The organism is Natronococcus sp. (assembly GCF_047921035.1).
GTDB lineage: Archaea > Halobacteriota > Halobacteria > Halobacteriales > Natrialbaceae > Natronococcus.
Window position 1 is genome coordinate 1 of the sequence record NZ_JBLRWX010000077.1, and the last position, 17,472, is coordinate 17,472.

Here is a 17,472-nt window from a genome sequence, read left to right on the forward strand (position 1 = left end):
GTCAAGCACTGGGTGCAGTAATCGCAGTTACCGGTATCGGTCTGTTCGCGTTGCCCGCATCGATCCTTGCTTCCGGCTTTATTGAGGCTGCTCGCGGGAAGATCGATCGCTGTCCACACTGTGGAGAAGAAATTCTAGAAGAGGATCTCGAGCACATCATCGAATCCGACTGATGATTGCGAAGGAGACTGCCGAAATTCCACGGAACTTTCAAGCGGTTCACCCGATAGACTCGTTCATCGCCCGTTATCGACCTCGAGAAGCCGTTAGGTGGAGAAAGAGATACCACCCAACGAACTCGAGCGCGCTGACAGCCTCGAGCTGGTGTTCGACGACGCCGTTCCGAGCAGGCTATCTCGAGCGATCCCGAACCACAAAGCAGATACCGAACCGGCGGAACCGTCCACCTGGTCGGGGCTGCACGGCGTGTAAGGTGACGCTCGTTCCGACCCTCCTGTTTACTTCCGAACCCCTCGGGAGAGCGCTCGCTCCGCTCGAGAGGACAACTCGAGGGTGTCGCCACTCGAGATGGCTGAGGGCGACCGCGAGAAGGAACCGGCTACTCGTCGTCTCGGCCGCGGCTCCAGACGTTCGTCACGGACTCGCCGGCGGGCGGCGTGTGGTTGACGTCTTTCATGGTCTGGGTGGTGTGTTCTGACATGGTATCGGCCCTTCCGATCGAGCACGTATATCTCTTCCGGGGGCCGAATAATTACAATATAATGTGTTTATACACCATAGTACGCGGTGCCGTCCGTACCCGAGGAGCCAGGAACTGTGTGCCTACGCCGTCGTAACGCGGATCTCGCCGTCGGCCGTAACGGTGATCAAACAGTCGCTGTACTCGAAGGTTACCGAGCCGCCGGTTCGGAGGCCGTCGGCTCGCGGCTCGAACAGTCGCTCGAGCGCGTCGGCGTTGACGGCGTAGTGCAGCGGTTCGAGGTCGATCGCGTCGGTCCCGCGGTAGGTCGCGACCGCCTCCGCGATCGTGACGCTGAGCGGGTTGGTGTCGAGTCGGTCGTACTGGACGACGTAACAGTCGTTCGTCGATGCGGAGAGCGGTTGCGGTGTCGTTTCAGTCATGGTACCCCACTGTGAGTCGTCGGCGACTCTTCTCGACTGGGAGCAAAGAGTCTGCTCGTTAACCGTGTAACGCCGGGCGATCGAGGGGGTTAACTGATTAACCACCGATCGTCGCACCCTCGAACAGCGTCGCGAGGAGCTTTCGCTCGACGGATCGGACGTGCTTGTGAAACGCCGGCGGCGAGATCGAAAGCGAGTCGGCGACGGCCTCGCCCGTCGTCCGTCGGGGCCACTCGAAGAAGCCGCTGTGGTACGCCGTTCGGACGACCTCCTGCTGTCGAGGGGTGAGCTGGTCGAGTATCGCCTTCCGTGCCGGTCCCCCGAGCGACGCGCCGTCTCCGGACGACCGCTCCCGGCGGGCGACCATCGACGCCGAGAGGCCGCGACGGTTGATATCGGCCAGTACCGTTCGAAGCTCGAGACCCGTCGGGAGGTCGACGACCGCCCGGTGGTCCGAGTCGTCGCTGACGAGTTCCCGCAGCGTGGCGCCGTGGTCGGCGACGATCCGACCGAGAAACGGCCCCGTTACCCGGAGCTGGACGAGGGTTCCCCGATCGGACGACGCGAGTACGGTGGGATCGGCGATCCCGTCGACGGTCGCGTCGATGCCGTCGCCGTCGACCGGGGGCTCGAGGGAGACGAACGCGAGCGCGGTGTCGTCGTCCTGCAGCGTCGCCCCCTCGAAGGCGAGCCGGCGATCGAGTCGGTCGGCGAACCGACACAGCGGCGACTCCGACCCTAGTTCGAGTTCGATCTCGGTGACGCCGTCCTCGAGCAGCGCGTTCTTTCGCTTGACGGCGTCGATCGTGTACCCGATGGTCTCGCCGAGATCCGTGAGCATCGACTCGAACGGATCGTCGAAGGCGTTCGGGTCGTCGCCGTACGCCGAGAGCACGCCGTAGAGGTGCCCGTCGTAGACGAGCGGCACCGAAAGCACCGACTGAAAGCTCCTCGAGAGCGCGTCGGTTCGCCACGTCCCGTCGCCCACGCTGTCGGCGATGTTGTCGACGGCGACCGGACGGTGGGTTCGAGCCGCTCGGCCGGCCGGCTCCGCGGCGGAGTCGTCGACGGCGGTCGCCGTGACCGCCTCGAGGTAGCCCCGCTCGAGCCCGGCGTGGCTCCGCGGTCGGATCCGGCTACCGCTCGGATCCGGCTCCCCGATCCAGGCGAACGAGCAGCTCTCGGTTTCGGCGAGTCTGGTACAGACGCCCCGCTCGATGGCCTCGCGCGAGTCGGCCCGCAGCAGGTGTTCCTCGATATCCTGCCGGATCTGTTTCGAGGCGTTCACCCGCTCGAGGTGACGGTTCTGACGCTTTAGCTCCCGTTCGCTGTCGTGGAGCCGACGGGTGCGACCGATCCGGTCGAGCGCCGCCTTCGCCGTCGTCGCAAACAGCTTCACCAGCTCGACGGTGTTCTCGTCGTACTGATCGGGAGCGGTCGACACCGCGGCGAAGACGCCGTGCTCGCCGAGGGGGATGTAGAGGCCGCTCCTGACGTTCGTCGACGCGTCGTAGACCAGATCCGACTCCCGGACGTCCTCGAAGACCGACGGGGTACCCGTAACGAACGTCTCCCACGTGATCCCATCGCCGGGCTGGAAGCGCGGTGGCGTACCGATCGCTCGCTCGAGGTCGCTCGAGTACGCGGCCGGCGCGAGCTCGTTGCGTTGCTCGTCGAACCGGAAGACGATGCTGTCGAGATCGAGCACGTCGTCGGCGACGGCGACGATGTACTCGCAGGCGTCGTCCTTCGAGTCGACCGTAAGCAGGTGGCTGGTCGCCTCGTGGAGGGCGCTCAGCGCCTCCTGATACTGAACGCGTTCGGTCACGTCGATCGCGACACCGATCACCCGCGTGACCTCGCCATCCTCGACGACCGGCCGGTACCACGACTCGAAGACCCGATCGAGGATCCGACGCTGGCCGTGGACGGACTCGCCCTCGAGGGCCGCGCGCGCGTCGGCGCGGATCGCGGGGTACGCCTCGAAAAGGTCGAAGAACGACTCGCCGACGGCGTCGGTCGCCTCGAACCCGATGTTCTCGAGGCCTCGCCCTTCCGAGAGCGTGACCGTCCCCTCGGCGTCGATGACGTAGTGAATGACCGGCGCGTTCTCGACGACCATTCGCAGCCGTTCGGTCCGCTCGGCCAGTTCCTGCTCCCGCTCGATGCGGTCGGTGATATCCCGGAAGTATACCGAGAGCCCGGTTTCGGAGGGGTAGGCGTGGATCTCCATCCAGATCTCGAGCGACTCGGAGTACCGTTCCCACGACACCTGCTCCTGGCGCTCCATCGCGTCGGCGAACCGATCGAACAGCTCCGAGCGGAATCCGTGGGGGAACAGCTCCCGGACGTCGGCGCCCAGCAGCTCCGATCGCGGTCGACCCAGCAGCTCCTCGGCCCGACCGTTGACGTAGGTGAATCGCCAGTCCGTATCGAGCGCGTAGAAGGCGTCGCTGACCCGTTCGAACGATTCGGACAGCTCCCGTTCGACGCGGTGAGATCGGCTTACGTCCCGTATCGACGCCACCACGCCGCCGACGGCGGGATCCTCGAGGAGGTTCGTGAGGACTGCCTCGTGAACGCGCCAGCCGTCCTCGGCGCGATAGCGGTAAGTGACGGTTCGCGTCTCTCCCGGCGGATCGGTCCGGGCCGCGTCGAGGGAGTCGGCGACGGTCGCCCTGTCCTCGGGGTGGATCCCCTCGAACAGTCGGTCGCTCCCGAACTCGGACGCCTCGAGTCCGGAGACGCGTTCGAGTCCGGGGCTAGCGTACGCGAGCCGGCCCGATCGGTCGAAGACGAGCACCAGATCGGACGAGCACTCGAGCAACGATCGGTGCCACGCCTCCTCGTCGTCGATCGGCACCTGGTCCGGCGAGTCCGCGGTCGCCAGTCGGAGCCGTCGCTCGAGCAGGGCCGGCCGCTCGCTCGTTCGCGCGTCGACGACGTCGGTCGCGCCGTCAGCGAGCAGCCCCTCGACGTCGGCCTCGAGGAGGTCGTCGGCGACGTAGACGACGGGGTGTCGGCCGTCGCTCTCCCGGACGGCGGCGCGATCGTTCGTCAGAACGCAGTCGACGGCGTCGGCCCGCTCGGACGCGACCGCGGATCCGCTCCCGGTTATCGTCCGAAACCCGTCCCGATCCTCGAGGACGGTCGCCACGGTCTCGAGCCAGGGGTCGGTGCCGACGACGAGCACGCGAACCGGTCTCGCCCCGGCGACCTCGAGTCCGGAATCCATACTCTCGCTGGGGTCGGTGCGGGTAAAAACGTCGCGACGGTTCAACCGAGAGAGGGCGGCGGGATCGTTCGCGGAGCGGGCGGAGACGGGTCATACGGTTTACTGTAAGTCATTACCGGCGCAACCGCCGCACGGGTGGCGGTTGCGCCGGTAAATCGGTACAGCAATCCGTATCAGTAGCCGATCGGCGTGCCGTCCTTTCGCGGCTCGGTCGCACCCGAGAGCGTCTCGCCCCGGCGACGGACGGCCTGTGCGCCGCCGAACATCACGGGCGGGAGGACGCCGACGTCGTGGCCCTTGCGGGCGAGCTTTGCGGCGTTAGGCAGTCGCTCCTCGATCCCCAGACTGCCGTCCTCGCGGTAGCGCCAGCGCGGCCGGTCGAGGGCCTCCTGGAGGTCCATCCCGTAGTCGACGAGATTCGAAAGCACCTGGACGTGGCCCTGGGGCTGCATGTAGCCGCCCATGACGCCGAAGGCGAGCCAGTCGTCCTCGTCGAGTTTGGCGATCGCCGGAACCAGCGTGTGGAACGGGCGCTTGCCAGGCTCGAGGCTGTTGGGATGGTCGGGATCCAGCGAGAACGATGCCCCGCGGTTCTGGAGGGCGATCCCGGTGTCGCCCGCGACCAGCCCGCTGCCGAAGCCAGCGAAGCGGGAGTTGATGTAGGAGACGAGGTTCCCCTCCTCGTCGCCGACGGTGAGCAGGACGGTGTCTGCGTCCTCGGCCGCCTTCGTCGGCACGCCGACTTCGGGATCCTGGATCGGCGCGTCGCCGATCGCCGCGGCCCGCTCGCGGGCGTACTCCTTGGCGGCCAGCGGCGGGGCCTCCTCGAACTCGGGGTCCGTGATATAGTGGTGGCCGTCGACGAATGCGAGCTTCATCGCCTCCGCGAAGGCGTGGACGCGCTCGGGGGAATCGTAGTCGTGCTCGCCCGCGCCGATCTCCTCGGCGATGTTGAGCGCCTCGAGCGCGACCAGCCCCTGGTTGTTCGGCGGGAGTTCGTACACCTCGACCCCGTTGTAGGTCGTGCTGACGGGCTCGACGAACTCGGGCGAGAACTCGGCGAGATCCTCGCGGGTCATAAAGCCGCCCGCCGACTGGATCTCCTCGACGATCGCGTCGGCGATTTCGCCCTCGTAGAAGGCGTCCGCACCCTCGTCGGCGATCTGCTGCAAGGAGTCGCCCAGCCGCGGCAGCGTAACCGTCTGCCCGACGTCGGGCGCCTCGCCGTCGAAGAGGAACGCCTCGCGAGCGTGCTCGTCGGTGAAGAGCTCCTCGGCGCCCGCCCAGTGGCCGGCGATGATCGGCGAGACCGGGTAGCCCTCGGTCGCGTAGCCGATCGCGGGCTCGAGCGCCTCCGCGAGCGACAGCGTTCCGAGTTCCTCGACGGTAGCCTCCCAGCCCCGGGCCGTCCCGGGAACCGTCACGGCGTGGGGGCCAAGAAACGGCATCTCGAGGTCCGCTCCATCGGAATCGCCGTCGACGGCGTACCCTCGCGACTCGGGGTAGTACCCCGAGATATCGTCGGCCTCCTCGAGGGCGCCTCGCACGTTCTCGATCGTCGCGTCGGCGGGCGCGGGGCCACAGGAGCGCATCGCGCCGACCTCGCCGTCGGCCGTGCGGTACAGCGCGAAGACGTCGCCGCCCAGCCCCGTCGAGGTCGGCTCGACGACGTTGAGCGCGGCCGCGGTCGCGACCGCGGCGTCGAAGGCGTTGCCCCCCTCCCGCAGGATCGATACGCCGGCCTCCGCCGCGAGGGGCTGGCTGGTCGCGACCATCCCGCGGTTGGCGTAGGCCGTCGAGCGTCTCGAGTCGAATCGGTCCGGATCCACCGTGTCGTCCATACGCATGGAGAGGAGGACTGTGATAAAAATCCTGGCGGGATCGGCGGCGACTCGCTCCGCGATGTTAGACGACCGTTACGGGAACGGACGCGCGTTTCGCGACGCGCTGGCAGACGGTTCCGAAGGAGACGCGACTCGAGACCGAGCGGTCGTGGGAGCCGAGGACGAGGTGATCGACGTCGCGGTCGGCGGCGTACTCGAGGATCGCCGACGTCGGTCTTCCGTCCTCGAGGGCGGTCCGCACCCCTTGGCCCCGCTCGGCCGCACACTCCGTCGCGTCCGCGAGCAACTCGCTGCCGCGTTCGCGGTTGGCCCGCTCGTACTCCTCGTACCGGTCGGCCGAGCCGCCGGTGGCGTCGGCGTAAACGTGGGGATGGGTCGAGTCGAAGACGTGGAGCGCGGTGATCGTCGCGTTCGGATACTCCTCGAGGGCGTACTCGAAGGCCGCTCTCGAGGCCTCGGAGTCGTCGATCGCGACGAGAACGTGACGGCTCATAGCTCGAGTTTCGCCACGCAGGGACAAGACCGCCGCCCCTCCACCTGAAAGCACCTCGGGGACGCCCCGCGGATCTCGCCCGACGCGTAGCTACTCGATCACGAGCGGCTCGTGGGCGGCCCGGTAGCCGTCGGCCGACTCGAGGGGTTCGATCCCGCTGACCTCCCGGAAGCGGATCTCCCGTTCCATCTTCGTCATCACGGGCGTCTCGTAGTGGACGGCGTCGTAGGACGGCTCCTCGCCCTCGGCCCGACGCCGCTCGACGAACTCGCGGTGGCGCTCGAGCCGTCGCCGCCCGATCGTCCGCGACAGCTCCGGCGCGGCCTCGATCCGGTCCGCGAAGACCTCCCGGAAGGCGTCCTCGAGTTCGTAACCGATCGAGCTCCGGCCGGCACACAGCGCCGCCAGCGAGGTCGTTCCGGTCCCCCAGAACGGATCGAGGACGGTGTCGCCGTAGGTCGAGTACATACAGATCAGCCGGTAGGGGATCTCGAGGGGGTAGGCCGCGGAGCGCTCCCGGAGCTCCTCGTGGCCGTCCTCGAGAGCCTGGAGCTCGCCGCGGACCTCGGTCCAGATGTCGGTAAACCAGCGGTTGCGCTCCTCCCAGAAGTAGGCGGCCTCGTAGCGTCGGTCGGCGCCGGGCTCGAACGAACGGCTGTCGCCGCCCTTGCGGAAGACCAGCACGTACTCGTGTTCGAGGGTGACGTAGGCGTTGGGCGGAATCATCCCGCTACCCATGAACTTGGCCGCGCTGTTGGCCGGCTTGCGCCAGAGCACGTCCGGCAGCGGGTCGAACCCGCGGGACTCGAACGCCTCGAGCACGCGGGCGTGGTTGGGGTAGACGCGGAAACTGCCGTCGACCGTGCGGGTCGCGTCCCCGACGTTGATACAGGCGATGCCGCCGTCGACGAGGACGCGCTCGAGTTCGTCCCAGACGGGCTCGAGCTGGGCGTGCATCGCGTCGAACGCCGCTCGCCCGTCGCCGGACTCGAGGGCGTCGTCGACGGCGGGGTCGAGTTCCGCGAACAGGTCGTCCCACATCTCGATCATCGGGTACGGCGGAGAGGTGACGACGAGTTCGACGGAGTCGTCGTCGACTGCCGAGAGCTCGCGAGCGTCGCCGACGACGACGCGGTGAGTCGTCTCCATCGAGTGGAGTGTGTCGGCGTCGCCCCCTTAGCTCCTTCGTCGGAGCCGGCGGCGCATCTCGCGGAAAAACGGAGAACTGCGAAGAAGCGGCGTCGGCGTTACTCCTCGGAGTCGTCGCCGGTCTCGGCCTCGAGCTCCTCGTCCTCGTCGACGCCCTCGAGGTCGTCGTCCTCGTCGGCGTCGATCTCGGTCGCCGGCTCGAACTCCTCGATCGGCTCCCACTCCTCGTCGGCCTCGCCGCCGAAGCGACGGCGCAGGACGGCGAGGCCGACGAGCAGGCCGGCCGCCAGCAGCAGCCGACCGAGCACGCCCGACGAGCCGCCGTCCTCGGCCTCGGCGTCGGTTTCGGCTTCGGCCTCGACCGATTCGGAGTCGGCTTCCGCCGACTCGCTCTCGGCGTCCTCGTCCTCGTCGCCGCCGGTTACGTCGTCGATGATCTCGGGTTCCTCGACGTCGTCGAGGGAGACGTCCTCGAAGTCGGTCGACTCCCGGCCCGCGAGGTAGCCGATCGCGGCGCCGACGCCGACCAGCGCACCCGCGATCGGCAGGTTGCGCGAGCCGCCGGTGTCGCCCTCGGACTCCTCGACGGCCTCGAGGATCGAGTCTCGCATCGAGGAGTCGAGTCCCTGCTCGACCAGTTCCTTGACGACGAGTTCCGACAGCGTCCTATCAGATTCGGTCTCTTCCATACACCGGTCAACTACATCGCGATACATAGGTTTATCCAACGAACCGACCTATCGTGTCGGTGAGTAACTGACCACAAGGGGAAGAATTCGCCGGGGGTTTCGGAGGTTCGCGAACATCTTCGGCCCGGTGTGTGGGGGCGGACGAAGTCCGTCGAAACCGAACATAACGATCGCATAACGAAACGGATGGCCCCGAACGAAGGGGTATGAGCGTGCTCCGACAGCCAGGCGTCCTCGGGCGGACGAGACGCCAGCACGTCCTCGGCGCGACCGCCGCCCTCTCGGCAGGTGCGGTCGAGACCGTCTCGGTCGGCGTCTGGTTCGTCCTCGCGGTCGGCTCGCGGACGACGACGACGGCGCTGCTGGGGGCCGCCGTCCTGGTCGGCGGAGCGCTGCTGCGAACCCGGATCGTCGCCGCGGTCGTCGAGGGCCGGCGACTTCGCCGCGGGCCGCGGTGGGTAGGGCTCTCGCTCGCGGTCGCCGCCGCCTGGATCTGCTGGCTGTTGCTCGCCGAAGCCGTCGACTCGCCGCCGGGACCGATCGTCGCGACGGGGCTTCTGGGCGCGGCCCTCTCCGCGCAGTTCGCCCTCGAGCAGGCGGCGTGTCGGTCCCGGTCGGCCGACGCCGATCGACTGGCCGCGGTCGTTCCGGGCCTCCTGCTGGCCCTCGGCGCGGGACTCCTGCTCTGGGCGGCCTGGGTTCCCGACTGGACGCTCACCACGCCGCCGCTCTCGCTCGGGATCACGACGGTCGTCGTTCGGATCGAGCCCCTCCAGCTCGGTGTACTCGGGTTCGGCGTCCTCGCGGCGTTCGCACACCAGCGACGGTTCCAGCGCCTGCTCGAGTCCTAAGTAGATACGCTTATTCGCCGCGAGGGTCCAGTCTCGAGTGAGACACGCTCCGGGACGGGCGACCTTGCCCGTCGCCTCTCGGATCGAAACGGATGATAGAGACAGCACCGTCCACCGTCGTCGGAGTCGTCACGGCCGGAGTCGTCCTCGCTTCTCTCTCCGGCTACTGGCTGCTGTCCCGACGGCGCGGCCGCGAGAACGGGGCAGCGGCGGAATCGTCGACCGCCTCCGATGCCGACAGCGGCTCGGCCCGGCTCCCCTTCCTCGACCGGGCCGACGAGAGCGACCGCCGGACGATCGATCCGCAGATACTCCTTCCCGTGGCTGCTGGCGACGAACACACCCTCCGGCTCGCGACCGTTGCGTGCGCGCTCAAACACCGGTACGGGGACGAGCCACTCCGCCTCCTGTCGATCGACGGCGAGACCGACGACGACCGCGACCGACCGCCGATCGATGACCGGATCGCCGAGCGCGGTATCGCGACGAACACCGCGATCCTGACCGAAACCGTCGAGACCGACGACGTCACCGCCGCGGTCGTGCGAGCCGCGCCGGAGTCGAACACCGATCTGCTGGTGACCGAGTGGGACCTCGAGGCCGACGGGACGACCGACCGAGGGGCGGGCGAGAAAGCTGTCGCGCGGACGCCGCTCCCGGTGTATCAGTTTCGGCTCTCCCACCCGCCCTCGGAACTCGCTCGGCTTCGGCTGGTTCTACCCCAGCATATCGACCACCACGAGGGGTTCTACGAGGCCGTCTACAACGTCAAACAGCTGGCGGCGCAGCTCGAGCTCCCGATCACGGTCTACGTCTTCGAGCGGAACGTCGACCACTACCGGACCCTGTTCGATCTCGTCGAGATCGACGTCCTCGCCGAGTTCCGGTCGGTCGGCTCGTGGGACGAGCTTGGATCGACCCTCGAGGCACGCGCCGATCCCGCGGACCTGCTGGTGACGCTCGCGGTCCGGGAGGACGAGATCGGCTGGGACGCCGAACTCTCGACGGTCGCCGAGCGGTTCGCGGCCCTGCCGCCGCGGTCGCTCGCACTGTGTCACCTCCGGGCGGACGAGCCGGCGTACGAGGACCAGTTCCTCCGAACGAGCTGATACGGATCGGTGGAGCGGTTTCCCGGTGATCGGTCGGGCGGGGACAGCGATCACCGGTACCGAACGACAACGGACCGTACGACGGACCGACCCGAACCGGGACCGAACGGTAGAAAAGTCGGGATCGACTCGAGCGCGTATGGAGGTTCTCGGTCGGCTGCTGGCGATGCTCGCGGTGTTGCTGGTCGGGACCGGACTTCGGTCCTCGGGCACGTTGAACGCCACCAGAACCGCCCGCCTCAACGCGACCGCCTACTACGTCGCCCTCCCGGCGCTGGTGTTCGTCGCGACCTACGACCAGTCGATCGGCGATCTGCTCTCGGCGGAGCTGTTCGTGGGCTCGCTCGTCGTGCTCTTCGCGACCGGTGCCATCGCCTGGGTCGCCTCCCGGAACCGCCTCTCGACCGACCGGCAAAGCGTCGCGATCATCCAGTCGTACCACTCGAACCTCGGCTACCTCGGCGTCCCGCTCGTCGCCGCGACGTTCGACGCCCAGGTCACCGCTATCGCGAGCGTAATTTTGGGATTCGTCACCCTCGTCCAGCTTCCGCTGACGATCGTCGTGTTGAGCGCGTTCGGGGCGGCCGAGGCTGCGATCGGTCGCGAACTCCGGACCCTCGCGACGAACCCCGTGTTGCTCGCGCTGGTCGCCGGCCTCGCTGTGGGTTCGGTCGGCGTAACGTTTCCGGGGGGTGTCGTCGTCAGCCTCGACGCCCTCGGCTCGCTCGCGCTCCCGCTGGCGCTGCTGTGTGTCGGGGCCGCCCTGCAGATTGACACCGGCGCCGTCGACCTCGAGGCGGTCGGCTCGGTCGTCGCGCTGAAGCTGTGCTGTATGCCGCTGCTCGCGTGGGCGGTGTTCTCGCTGCTCGCCGTCGACGGCGCCACCTTCACCGCGGGCGTCGTGATGCTCGGGATGCCGACCGCGGTGTCGACGTACGTCTACGCGAACGAACTCGGCGGCGACGCCGAGTTCGCCTCGCTGAACGTCTTCGTGACAACGGTCGCCTCCGTCGCCACCCTGTTCGTGCTCATCACGCTGGTCGGGTAACACGCGTCCTCGAGAACGTTTCGCCTTTGTCCGGCGGACTCGGGCTGATCCGCCTTCAGAGTGGATCCGGTACCTTCCCTTCCTCGGCCAGGTCCGGACTCGAGAGGACGACGTTCACCACCGCCCCGAGGAGGATCAGGATCCCGGCGAAGTAGAGCCAGGTGACGAAGAGGATGACCGCGCCGACCGCGCCGTAGGCCGCGTACTGGGCGGCGTTGGCGGCGTAGAGCTGGAACCCGACCTGCAGGATCGTCCAGCCGATGGCGGCGACGACCGTCCCGGGCAGGATCTCCCGAACCGTAACCGAGATCGGGGGCAGGACGTAGTAGATCGGCAGGAAGACGAGAAACAGCCCGACCACCAGCGTGATCCAGCTCGCGAGGCCGGCCAGCGGGATCACGTCCGCGGCGATCCCCAGCATCGCCCCGATGACGAGCATCAGCACGATCGCCCCGGTCCCGGCCAGGATCACCGTGAACCCGTCCCGCACCTCGTCGAGGAACGTGTCGTCGGCGACCTCGTCGTAGACCATGTCGAACGCCCGGCTGAGGCCGCGAAAGACCTTGAGGGCGCCCCAGGAGGCGATCGCGAGCGCGACGACCGTCGCCTGGCTGCGCCCCGATTCGGTTGCCAGCGCCTCCGCGACAAGGTCCTCGCCGGCCGGCGGGAGGAGGTCACCGGTGACCACCACCAGCCGCTCGGCGGCGTCCTCGCCGCCGAACAGCGAGCCGACGACGAGGGCGAGCAGCACCATCGGAATCAGCGAGACGAACGCGTAGTAGGCGAAGCCGGCCGCGAGAAAGGTGATCTCTCGATCCTGTGCGGTGCGATAGATCGAGAGCAGGACCGTCGAGAGCCGCGTCGTATCCATACCTGTCCTACGGACGGCTGTGCCAAGAGTGTGGGACCTGCCGCGGGTGTTACCACTCGTGACAGAAGTTGTGGGTCGCGAACACCTGGCCGTCGTCGGCGACGTAGACGCCGACGCCGCCGCGGTCCCAGCCGTAGGAGACGTTCTCCTCCAAGATCGCCTCGCGGTGGTCGGTTGAGTTCATCCACTGGTTGACCAGTCCCTCGGCGAGTCCCTCCGCGGTCCGGTGTTCGACGGTACCGTCGCCGCCCGACTGTTCGACCGGTCTGTCGACCCAGGTCATCGCGATATTCTCGCCGTACCCCTGGCAGTAGTCCTCGACGTCGCTGAACCGATCATAGGGCTGCTCGCCGTCGGGGTTCGTGTGCGAGAAGTACTCCCGCTCGGCCATATCCCCGCTGTGGGCCCGCGAGACCGAGGCGACGGTGCCGTCCCACTCGATCGGCTCGAGATCGTGTTCGGCCCGCCGGTCGTTGACCTCGGCGTGGACGAAGTCCTCGACGTCGTCCGAGGCGATCCGCTCGACGTCGGTCTCGTAGCTCGACTCGTTCGGATCGTTCGGGTCCGTCGTCTCGGGGTCGCGCTCGCCCGTCGGCGGCGGCTCCGAACTTGGCGAGGGCTGGGTCCCGACCTCGATCTCGTCGACGTCGTCGAACTCCTCGAGGTCGTCGACGAGCGCCGGCCCGTAGGCGGCGCCGGCCAGCACGATCGCACCGAGCAGCGCCGCGACGACGGCGAACCTGATCAGTCCGCGCAGCAACCCTCGATCGGTTTCTCCGTGCTCCGCGGTCGAACTCGCGGAACGGCGATCTCCCATCGTTCCACTCCAAGTGGTAGGGAACCAAGAGCTTCGCGGTTGCACACACCCCGTAGGGCGACCCTACTCCGAGCCGAACAGCGTCTCGTGGAAGGCGATCACGAGCCCCGGGACGACCGCCATGAAGAGGTGTTCCTCGAGCGGGATGCCGGCGACGTCGATCCCGGTCCGAAGCTTGATGTCGAAGACGCCGACGGCGAGGGTGTAGCGGTCCCAGACGTAGGCGACGGGGTACAGCGCGAGGATCGTCGCGCCCGCCCGCCGGAGCGCGTTCGCCCGCCGGAGCAGGAGGAACGCGATCGCGCCCCAGAACAGCTCGGTCGCGAGATACGTGTACCGTCCGAAAACGCTGATATCGGGTACCATACGCCGTCTACGGCCCCCGTATCAAAAAGTAGTGACCATGATCCCAGCCGGCAGCACCGTGCAGTACGTTAAATACGCCGGCGTGAGTAGGACGACCCGAACGATGAATATCGCTGATATCGCGACGAAGGAGTTTATCGAAGTCGACGTTGGTACGCGGATGGGCAAGGTCCGTTCGACGTTCGAGGACGGCAACCCGAAGGGGATCATCGTCACTAACGACGGGGAGTACGAGGGCGTCCTCAGCGAGCGCGAGGTCCTCCAGTCCCACGTCGAGGACGACGCGAAGGTCGCGGCGCTGATCAAACCGAGCCGCAACTCGCCGGCACCGAAGATCGACCGCCAGGAGGACGTCCGGGAGACCGCCCGGATGCTCATCGAGAGCAACTCGAAGGTCGCGCCCGTCTTCGAGAACGAGGAGCTGTGGGGCGTCATCACGGACGACGCCATTCTGGAGGCGGTCCTCGAGAACCTCGACGCGCTGACCGTGGAGGATATCTACACCTCCGACCCCGTGACGCTCCAGGAGCAAGACGGGATCGGAAAGGCAATCAACCACCTGCGGGAACACGGCGTCTCGCGGCTTCCTATTCTGAACGAGAGCGGCTTCCTCACGGGCGTCGTCACGACCCACGATATCGCCGATTTCGTCATCCGGGAGAACAACAAGACGACGGTCGGCGACCGCGTCGGCGACACCGACCGGATGCTCGACGTGCCGATCTACGACATCATGAACAGCCCCGTGCGGACGACCTCCCTCGGTAAAACCGCGAAGGAGGCCGTCGAGACCATGCTCGACGACGACTACGCGGGCCTGATGGTCACCCCCGAGGACGACGACCGCGTCGTCATCGGCGTCATCACCAAGACCGACGTGCTGCGCGCGCTCACGTTCACCGAGGAGGAGCACATGGACGTCCAGATCACGAACATCTCGATGCTCGATACGATCACCCGCGAGGGGATCACCGAGAGCATCCAGGACGTCTCCGACAAGTACGCCGACATGCAGGTGATGCACGCCCACGTTCGGTTCACCGAACACAAGGAGAAACTCCGCGGGACCCCGCTCGTGCAGTGTCAGATCCGCCTGCGAACCAACAAGAGCCAGGTCGCCGGCACCGGCGAGGGGTACGGCGCCGAGAACGCCTTCCGGGTCGCGCTCGACAAGCTCGAGCGAAACGTCCTCGAGCTGAAGGGCGTCACCAGCGACGAGGAGTACCGCGGCCAGCTGCTGCGGAAGCTCAACGAGCTGTAGGTCCTCGAGCGCGCCGTTTCCGATCACATTTGTTCGATACTCCCACTGTCGGTGAGCGGAATCTCTCGCTACAACCGACGAGCGCTCCGGCAGTTGGCAATACAGTTCGTCATTCGGTCCCGACGCGGACTCGCGGAACTGGGGCCAGTCTGGGAACAAGAAATTGCATGGATGCGAGTTCGACCGTTTCACGAATCTGCTCGAATACAAGGCCGAGGAACACGGCATCCTCGTTGACCGTGTAGACGAGGAAAACACGTCGAAGACGTGTTCGTGTTGCGGGCAGATTCGTGACAGCAATCGCGTGGAGCGTGGGTTGTACGTCTGTTCGTCGTGCGAAACAACGATGAACGCAGACATGAACGGTGCGGTAAACATTCGCAGAAAGATAACTCAGAGTCCCCCCATTGGGGGATATGAGTAACGGCTGGTTGGCACAGCCTGGAGTCTTCCTGTTCGACCGCGAGAGGGGACGGTTCACACCGAGAGAACGGGGAGTCTGCAAACCTTAATATCCCAACGCTGAGCGAACCGGAGGTTCGCGATGTACGCGAATCTTCGATTCGCTTGACTCGGGATTCCTCCGTCTTCAGGCGGAGGAGGATGTCAACCGTTCCGCTGCGTAACTGACGGCACGTTCCGAGCATCGCACACGCTTTCCCCAGTTGTACGTCAGCATCCGTTTGCTGCCACGACAACGAGTCTTGAACGGGGCCTGCTTCCTCGTCGGCTAACAACGACTCGACGGCTCGACAGCGTCAACGACGTCGTCAAGTCCCATCCGCGAGCACCTCCTGTTTCACCGCGTCGAGAACTGGGGCGTCATGAAGCGTGATCCCTTCCACGAATACGTTACGGATTCGGTCGTGCGTTACTGCTGAGTCGTGCGTCTCAACCACGATATGCGGCTCGAATCGATCTCCATCGAACCGCTCCGACGTGATCTGTTCCTCAATGTCGTGAGCCGCTCGTTGCGCCGCCATTCGGCCATCGTCAACGACCACGAATACGTCGATATCACTTGCCCGGTCGGCGTCGCCGCGAGCGACACTCCCGAACAACACGATCGCCGCATGATCACCGACACGGTCTATAAGCCGGTTTCGAACAGTTCGCACTGGGGCATGGAATTCGGATTGCGGAACCGTGGTAATCGGATCATTGCTGTGAACGAATCGATCCGGGTTGATCTGTACGGCATTTGACCTGCCGTCGCGATCAACGTGAATTATACCGAGGGCTTCGAGAGAGAGAACAGCGGCGTTCACGTTCGACATTCCTCTCTCCGTCAGTCGGTGAAGTTCACGGTTCGAGAAGGTCGTGTCTGGATTATCAGCGAGTACGTGGAGGATGTCAGTCGCTGCGCGATGTCGGAACGCCTCGCGGTCACCGAGCGGAATCGGAAGACAAACGTATGTTCCTTCACATCCACCCGATGGCTGAACGCCTTTACTATTCATGAACTGTAATACGGTTCAGTCTCTGGTAAGTGTTCCGCTCACAAGCACTACTGCTGATACGCTCTTCGAACCGGTAATCGGTCGGTGAGGCACGGACACCCCGTGCGTAACGCGAGTTTCACTCAACTATAGTAGCCACTGAAAGTCAGTGTGCACTCAATCGCACGATGGCTGTGCGATCGGTGTGCAAATAGTTTCAGTTGTTACTATAGCAACCGTGCTACTGTTCGGTTCCGTCACTGACCGACACCCTTTTGCGGTGACACGAACGACTCATCGTATGTCAGCCGAACGACGTTCGATGCTGGTTCCGAGTCTGGTCTATCTCGGTGCCGCGGTGCTGATCGGAATCCCGGCGATAGCGGCTTCGATGACGGCGCTGAGTTTCCTCGTCGGCCGCGTCCTCGAGCTCGCCGGCGTCCACCAGCTCTCCCCGGCCGCCGGGTTCCTGGTGGTCGCGGTATCGATAGCCATCGGGCTCCAGGTCGCCGTCGAGGCCGCCGCCGTCCAGTTGGGCGGCCTCGAGGCGCTCGGGCGGGGGTCGCCCCGCGTCGCGCTCGTTCGGTACGCGCTGTTCACCGCGTTCGCGTTCGCCGTGCTGGCGGCCGCTACGTGGGCGGGGCTGTCGGCAGCGCTGGGCGGGTTCGGCTGGGGTATCGTCGTGCTCGGGCTCCTGGTCGGGGGCGCCGGAGCTGTCGTCCTCTACAGGAGTTCGCGCGTGCTCGTCTCGGGGTACCGCCGTAGCCAAGCCTGACGCTGACTGATCCGGTTCTCGGGCTCCGAAACCGATATTCGCTCGAGCGGCGCCTCGAGAACGAGCGCGGAGCCGCTCGCGGCCTTCCGTCGCGCTCAGCGAAGCGCGTCGCCGTCCCCGCCCTCGAGGCCCGTCTCCGTGATCCGGAACTGGACCGAGTCGCCGACGGCCTTCGAGCGGTGTTTCTCGAGCGTCGCACGCCGATTGCCGCCGCGGAAGCGTTCGATCCGGAGGACCGTCCCGGTCCAGTGCTCTAAGGTGTTGCCCCCGAGCGGGCGGGTTCGGTCGGTGTCGGGATCCGAGAAGACCTGGTTCGTGAGCACGACCGCCAGGTCGTGTTTGCGCGCCAGCGAGAGCAGGTGGGTCACCTGCCGGGCGACGGCCCGCAGCGAGTCGCCCTCGTTGCCGTCCGCGGTGCGCTCGAGCCGGTAGAAGCCCGTCG

Annotated in this window: 15 protein-coding genes and 2 pseudogenes; 6 read left to right on the forward strand and 11 right to left on the reverse strand. The window is 66.5% G+C overall.

Annotation, left to right across the window (positions count from 1 at the left end; all coding sequences use genetic code 11):
- Positions 1–783: 783 nt before the first annotated feature.
- The 6 genes from ACNA7R_RS14605 to ACNA7R_RS14630 form a co-directional block, all read right to left on the reverse strand.
- A complete protein-coding gene (locus ACNA7R_RS14605; protein WP_416284286.1) occupies positions 784–1,083 on the reverse strand; it encodes a HalOD1 output domain-containing protein in 300 nt (99 codons plus the stop codon).
- A gap of 97 nt (positions 1,084–1,180) precedes the next feature.
- Positions 1,181–4,318, reverse strand: a complete 3,138-nt coding sequence (locus ACNA7R_RS14610; RefSeq protein WP_416284287.1) for a PAS domain S-box protein — start codon at positions 4,316–4,318, stop codon at positions 1,181–1,183.
- Between the two features lie 173 nt (positions 4,319–4,491).
- Positions 4,492–6,159 (reverse strand): gamma-glutamyltransferase, encoded by a 1,668-nt coding sequence (ggt, locus tag ACNA7R_RS14615; protein ID WP_416284288.1) that lies wholly within the window; start codon positions 6,157–6,159, stop codon positions 4,492–4,494.
- Positions 6,160–6,223: 64 nt separating this feature from the next.
- Positions 6,224–6,655: a universal stress protein gene (locus ACNA7R_RS14620; RefSeq protein ID WP_416284289.1), complete on the reverse strand. Its 432-nt coding sequence runs from the start codon at positions 6,653–6,655 to the stop codon at positions 6,224–6,226.
- Positions 6,656–6,745: 90 nt separating this feature from the next.
- Positions 6,746–7,804 (reverse strand): DNA-methyltransferase, encoded by a 1,059-nt coding sequence (locus ACNA7R_RS14625; RefSeq protein WP_416284290.1) that lies wholly within the window; start codon positions 7,802–7,804, stop codon positions 6,746–6,748.
- Positions 7,805–7,902: 98 nt separating this feature from the next.
- Positions 7,903–8,493 carry a hypothetical protein gene (locus tag ACNA7R_RS14630; RefSeq protein ID WP_416284291.1) on the reverse strand — a complete coding sequence of 197 codons (591 nt, stop codon included), beginning with the start codon at positions 8,491–8,493 and terminating at the stop codon, positions 7,903–7,905.
- Positions 8,494–8,699: 206 nt separating this feature from the next.
- Here ACNA7R_RS14630 and ACNA7R_RS14635 point away from each other — a divergent pair, with 206 nt between their 5' ends.
- The 3 genes from ACNA7R_RS14635 (at position 8,700) to ACNA7R_RS14645 (ending at position 11,501) form a co-directional block, all read left to right on the forward strand.
- Positions 8,700–9,344, forward strand: coding sequence for a hypothetical protein (locus ACNA7R_RS14635; protein ID WP_416284292.1), 645 nt, complete (start codon positions 8,700–8,702; stop codon positions 9,342–9,344).
- A 92-nt stretch (positions 9,345–9,436) separates the two neighbouring features.
- Entirely contained in the window at positions 9,437–10,453 is a 1,017-nt protein-coding gene (locus ACNA7R_RS14640) for a sodium:proton exchanger (protein ID WP_416284293.1), read from the forward strand.
- A 139-nt stretch (positions 10,454–10,592) separates the two neighbouring features.
- Entirely contained in the window at positions 10,593–11,501 is a 909-nt protein-coding gene (locus tag ACNA7R_RS14645) for an AEC family transporter (protein ID WP_416284294.1), read from the forward strand.
- 55 nt (positions 11,502–11,556) lie between these two features.
- Here the strand turns inward: ACNA7R_RS14645 and ACNA7R_RS14650 are convergent, their stop codons facing one another.
- The 3 genes from ACNA7R_RS14650 to ACNA7R_RS14660 all read right to left on the reverse strand — a co-directional run bounded on the left by ACNA7R_RS14650 (position 11,557) and on the right by ACNA7R_RS14660 (position 13,555).
- On the reverse strand, positions 11,557–12,372 hold the full coding sequence (locus ACNA7R_RS14650; RefSeq protein WP_416284295.1) for a YihY/virulence factor BrkB family protein: 816 nt from the start codon (positions 12,370–12,372) through the stop codon (positions 11,557–11,559).
- A 49-nt stretch (positions 12,373–12,421) separates the two neighbouring features.
- Positions 12,422–13,189 (reverse strand): CAP domain-containing protein, encoded by a 768-nt coding sequence (locus ACNA7R_RS14655; RefSeq protein ID WP_416284296.1) that lies wholly within the window; start codon positions 13,187–13,189, stop codon positions 12,422–12,424.
- 63 nt (positions 13,190–13,252) lie between these two features.
- Positions 13,253–13,555, reverse strand: coding sequence for a lycopene cyclase domain-containing protein (locus ACNA7R_RS14660; RefSeq protein WP_416284297.1), 303 nt, complete (start codon positions 13,553–13,555; stop codon positions 13,253–13,255).
- A gap of 103 nt (positions 13,556–13,658) precedes the next feature.
- Here ACNA7R_RS14660 and ACNA7R_RS14665 point away from each other — a divergent pair, with 103 nt between their 5' ends.
- The gene (locus tag ACNA7R_RS14665) at positions 13,659–14,816 is read left to right on the forward strand and encodes a CBS domain-containing protein (RefSeq protein WP_416284298.1); all 1,158 of its coding nucleotides are present in this window, start codon (positions 13,659–13,661) and stop codon (positions 14,814–14,816) included.
- 121 nt (positions 14,817–14,937) lie between these two features.
- A pseudogene (locus tag ACNA7R_RS14670) lies at positions 14,938–15,328 on the forward strand (zinc ribbon domain-containing protein); the annotation flags it as partial.
- A 258-nt stretch (positions 15,329–15,586) separates the two neighbouring features.
- On the opposite strand, the gene ACNA7R_RS14675 reads toward ACNA7R_RS14670, so the two are convergent.
- A complete protein-coding gene (locus tag ACNA7R_RS14675; RefSeq protein ID WP_416284299.1) occupies positions 15,587–16,276 on the reverse strand; it encodes a nucleotidyltransferase domain-containing protein in 690 nt (229 codons plus the stop codon).
- 280 nt (positions 16,277–16,556) lie between these two features.
- On the opposite strand from ACNA7R_RS14675, the gene ACNA7R_RS14680 reads away from it, so the two are divergent.
- The gene (locus ACNA7R_RS14680) at positions 16,557–17,030 is read left to right on the forward strand and encodes a hypothetical protein (RefSeq protein ID WP_416284300.1); all 474 of its coding nucleotides are present in this window, start codon (positions 16,557–16,559) and stop codon (positions 17,028–17,030) included.
- A 95-nt stretch (positions 17,031–17,125) separates the two neighbouring features.
- Here ACNA7R_RS14680 and ACNA7R_RS14685 read toward each other — a convergent pair.
- Positions 17,126–17,472, reverse strand: a pseudogene (locus tag ACNA7R_RS14685) (DNA repair protein RadB); the annotation flags it as partial.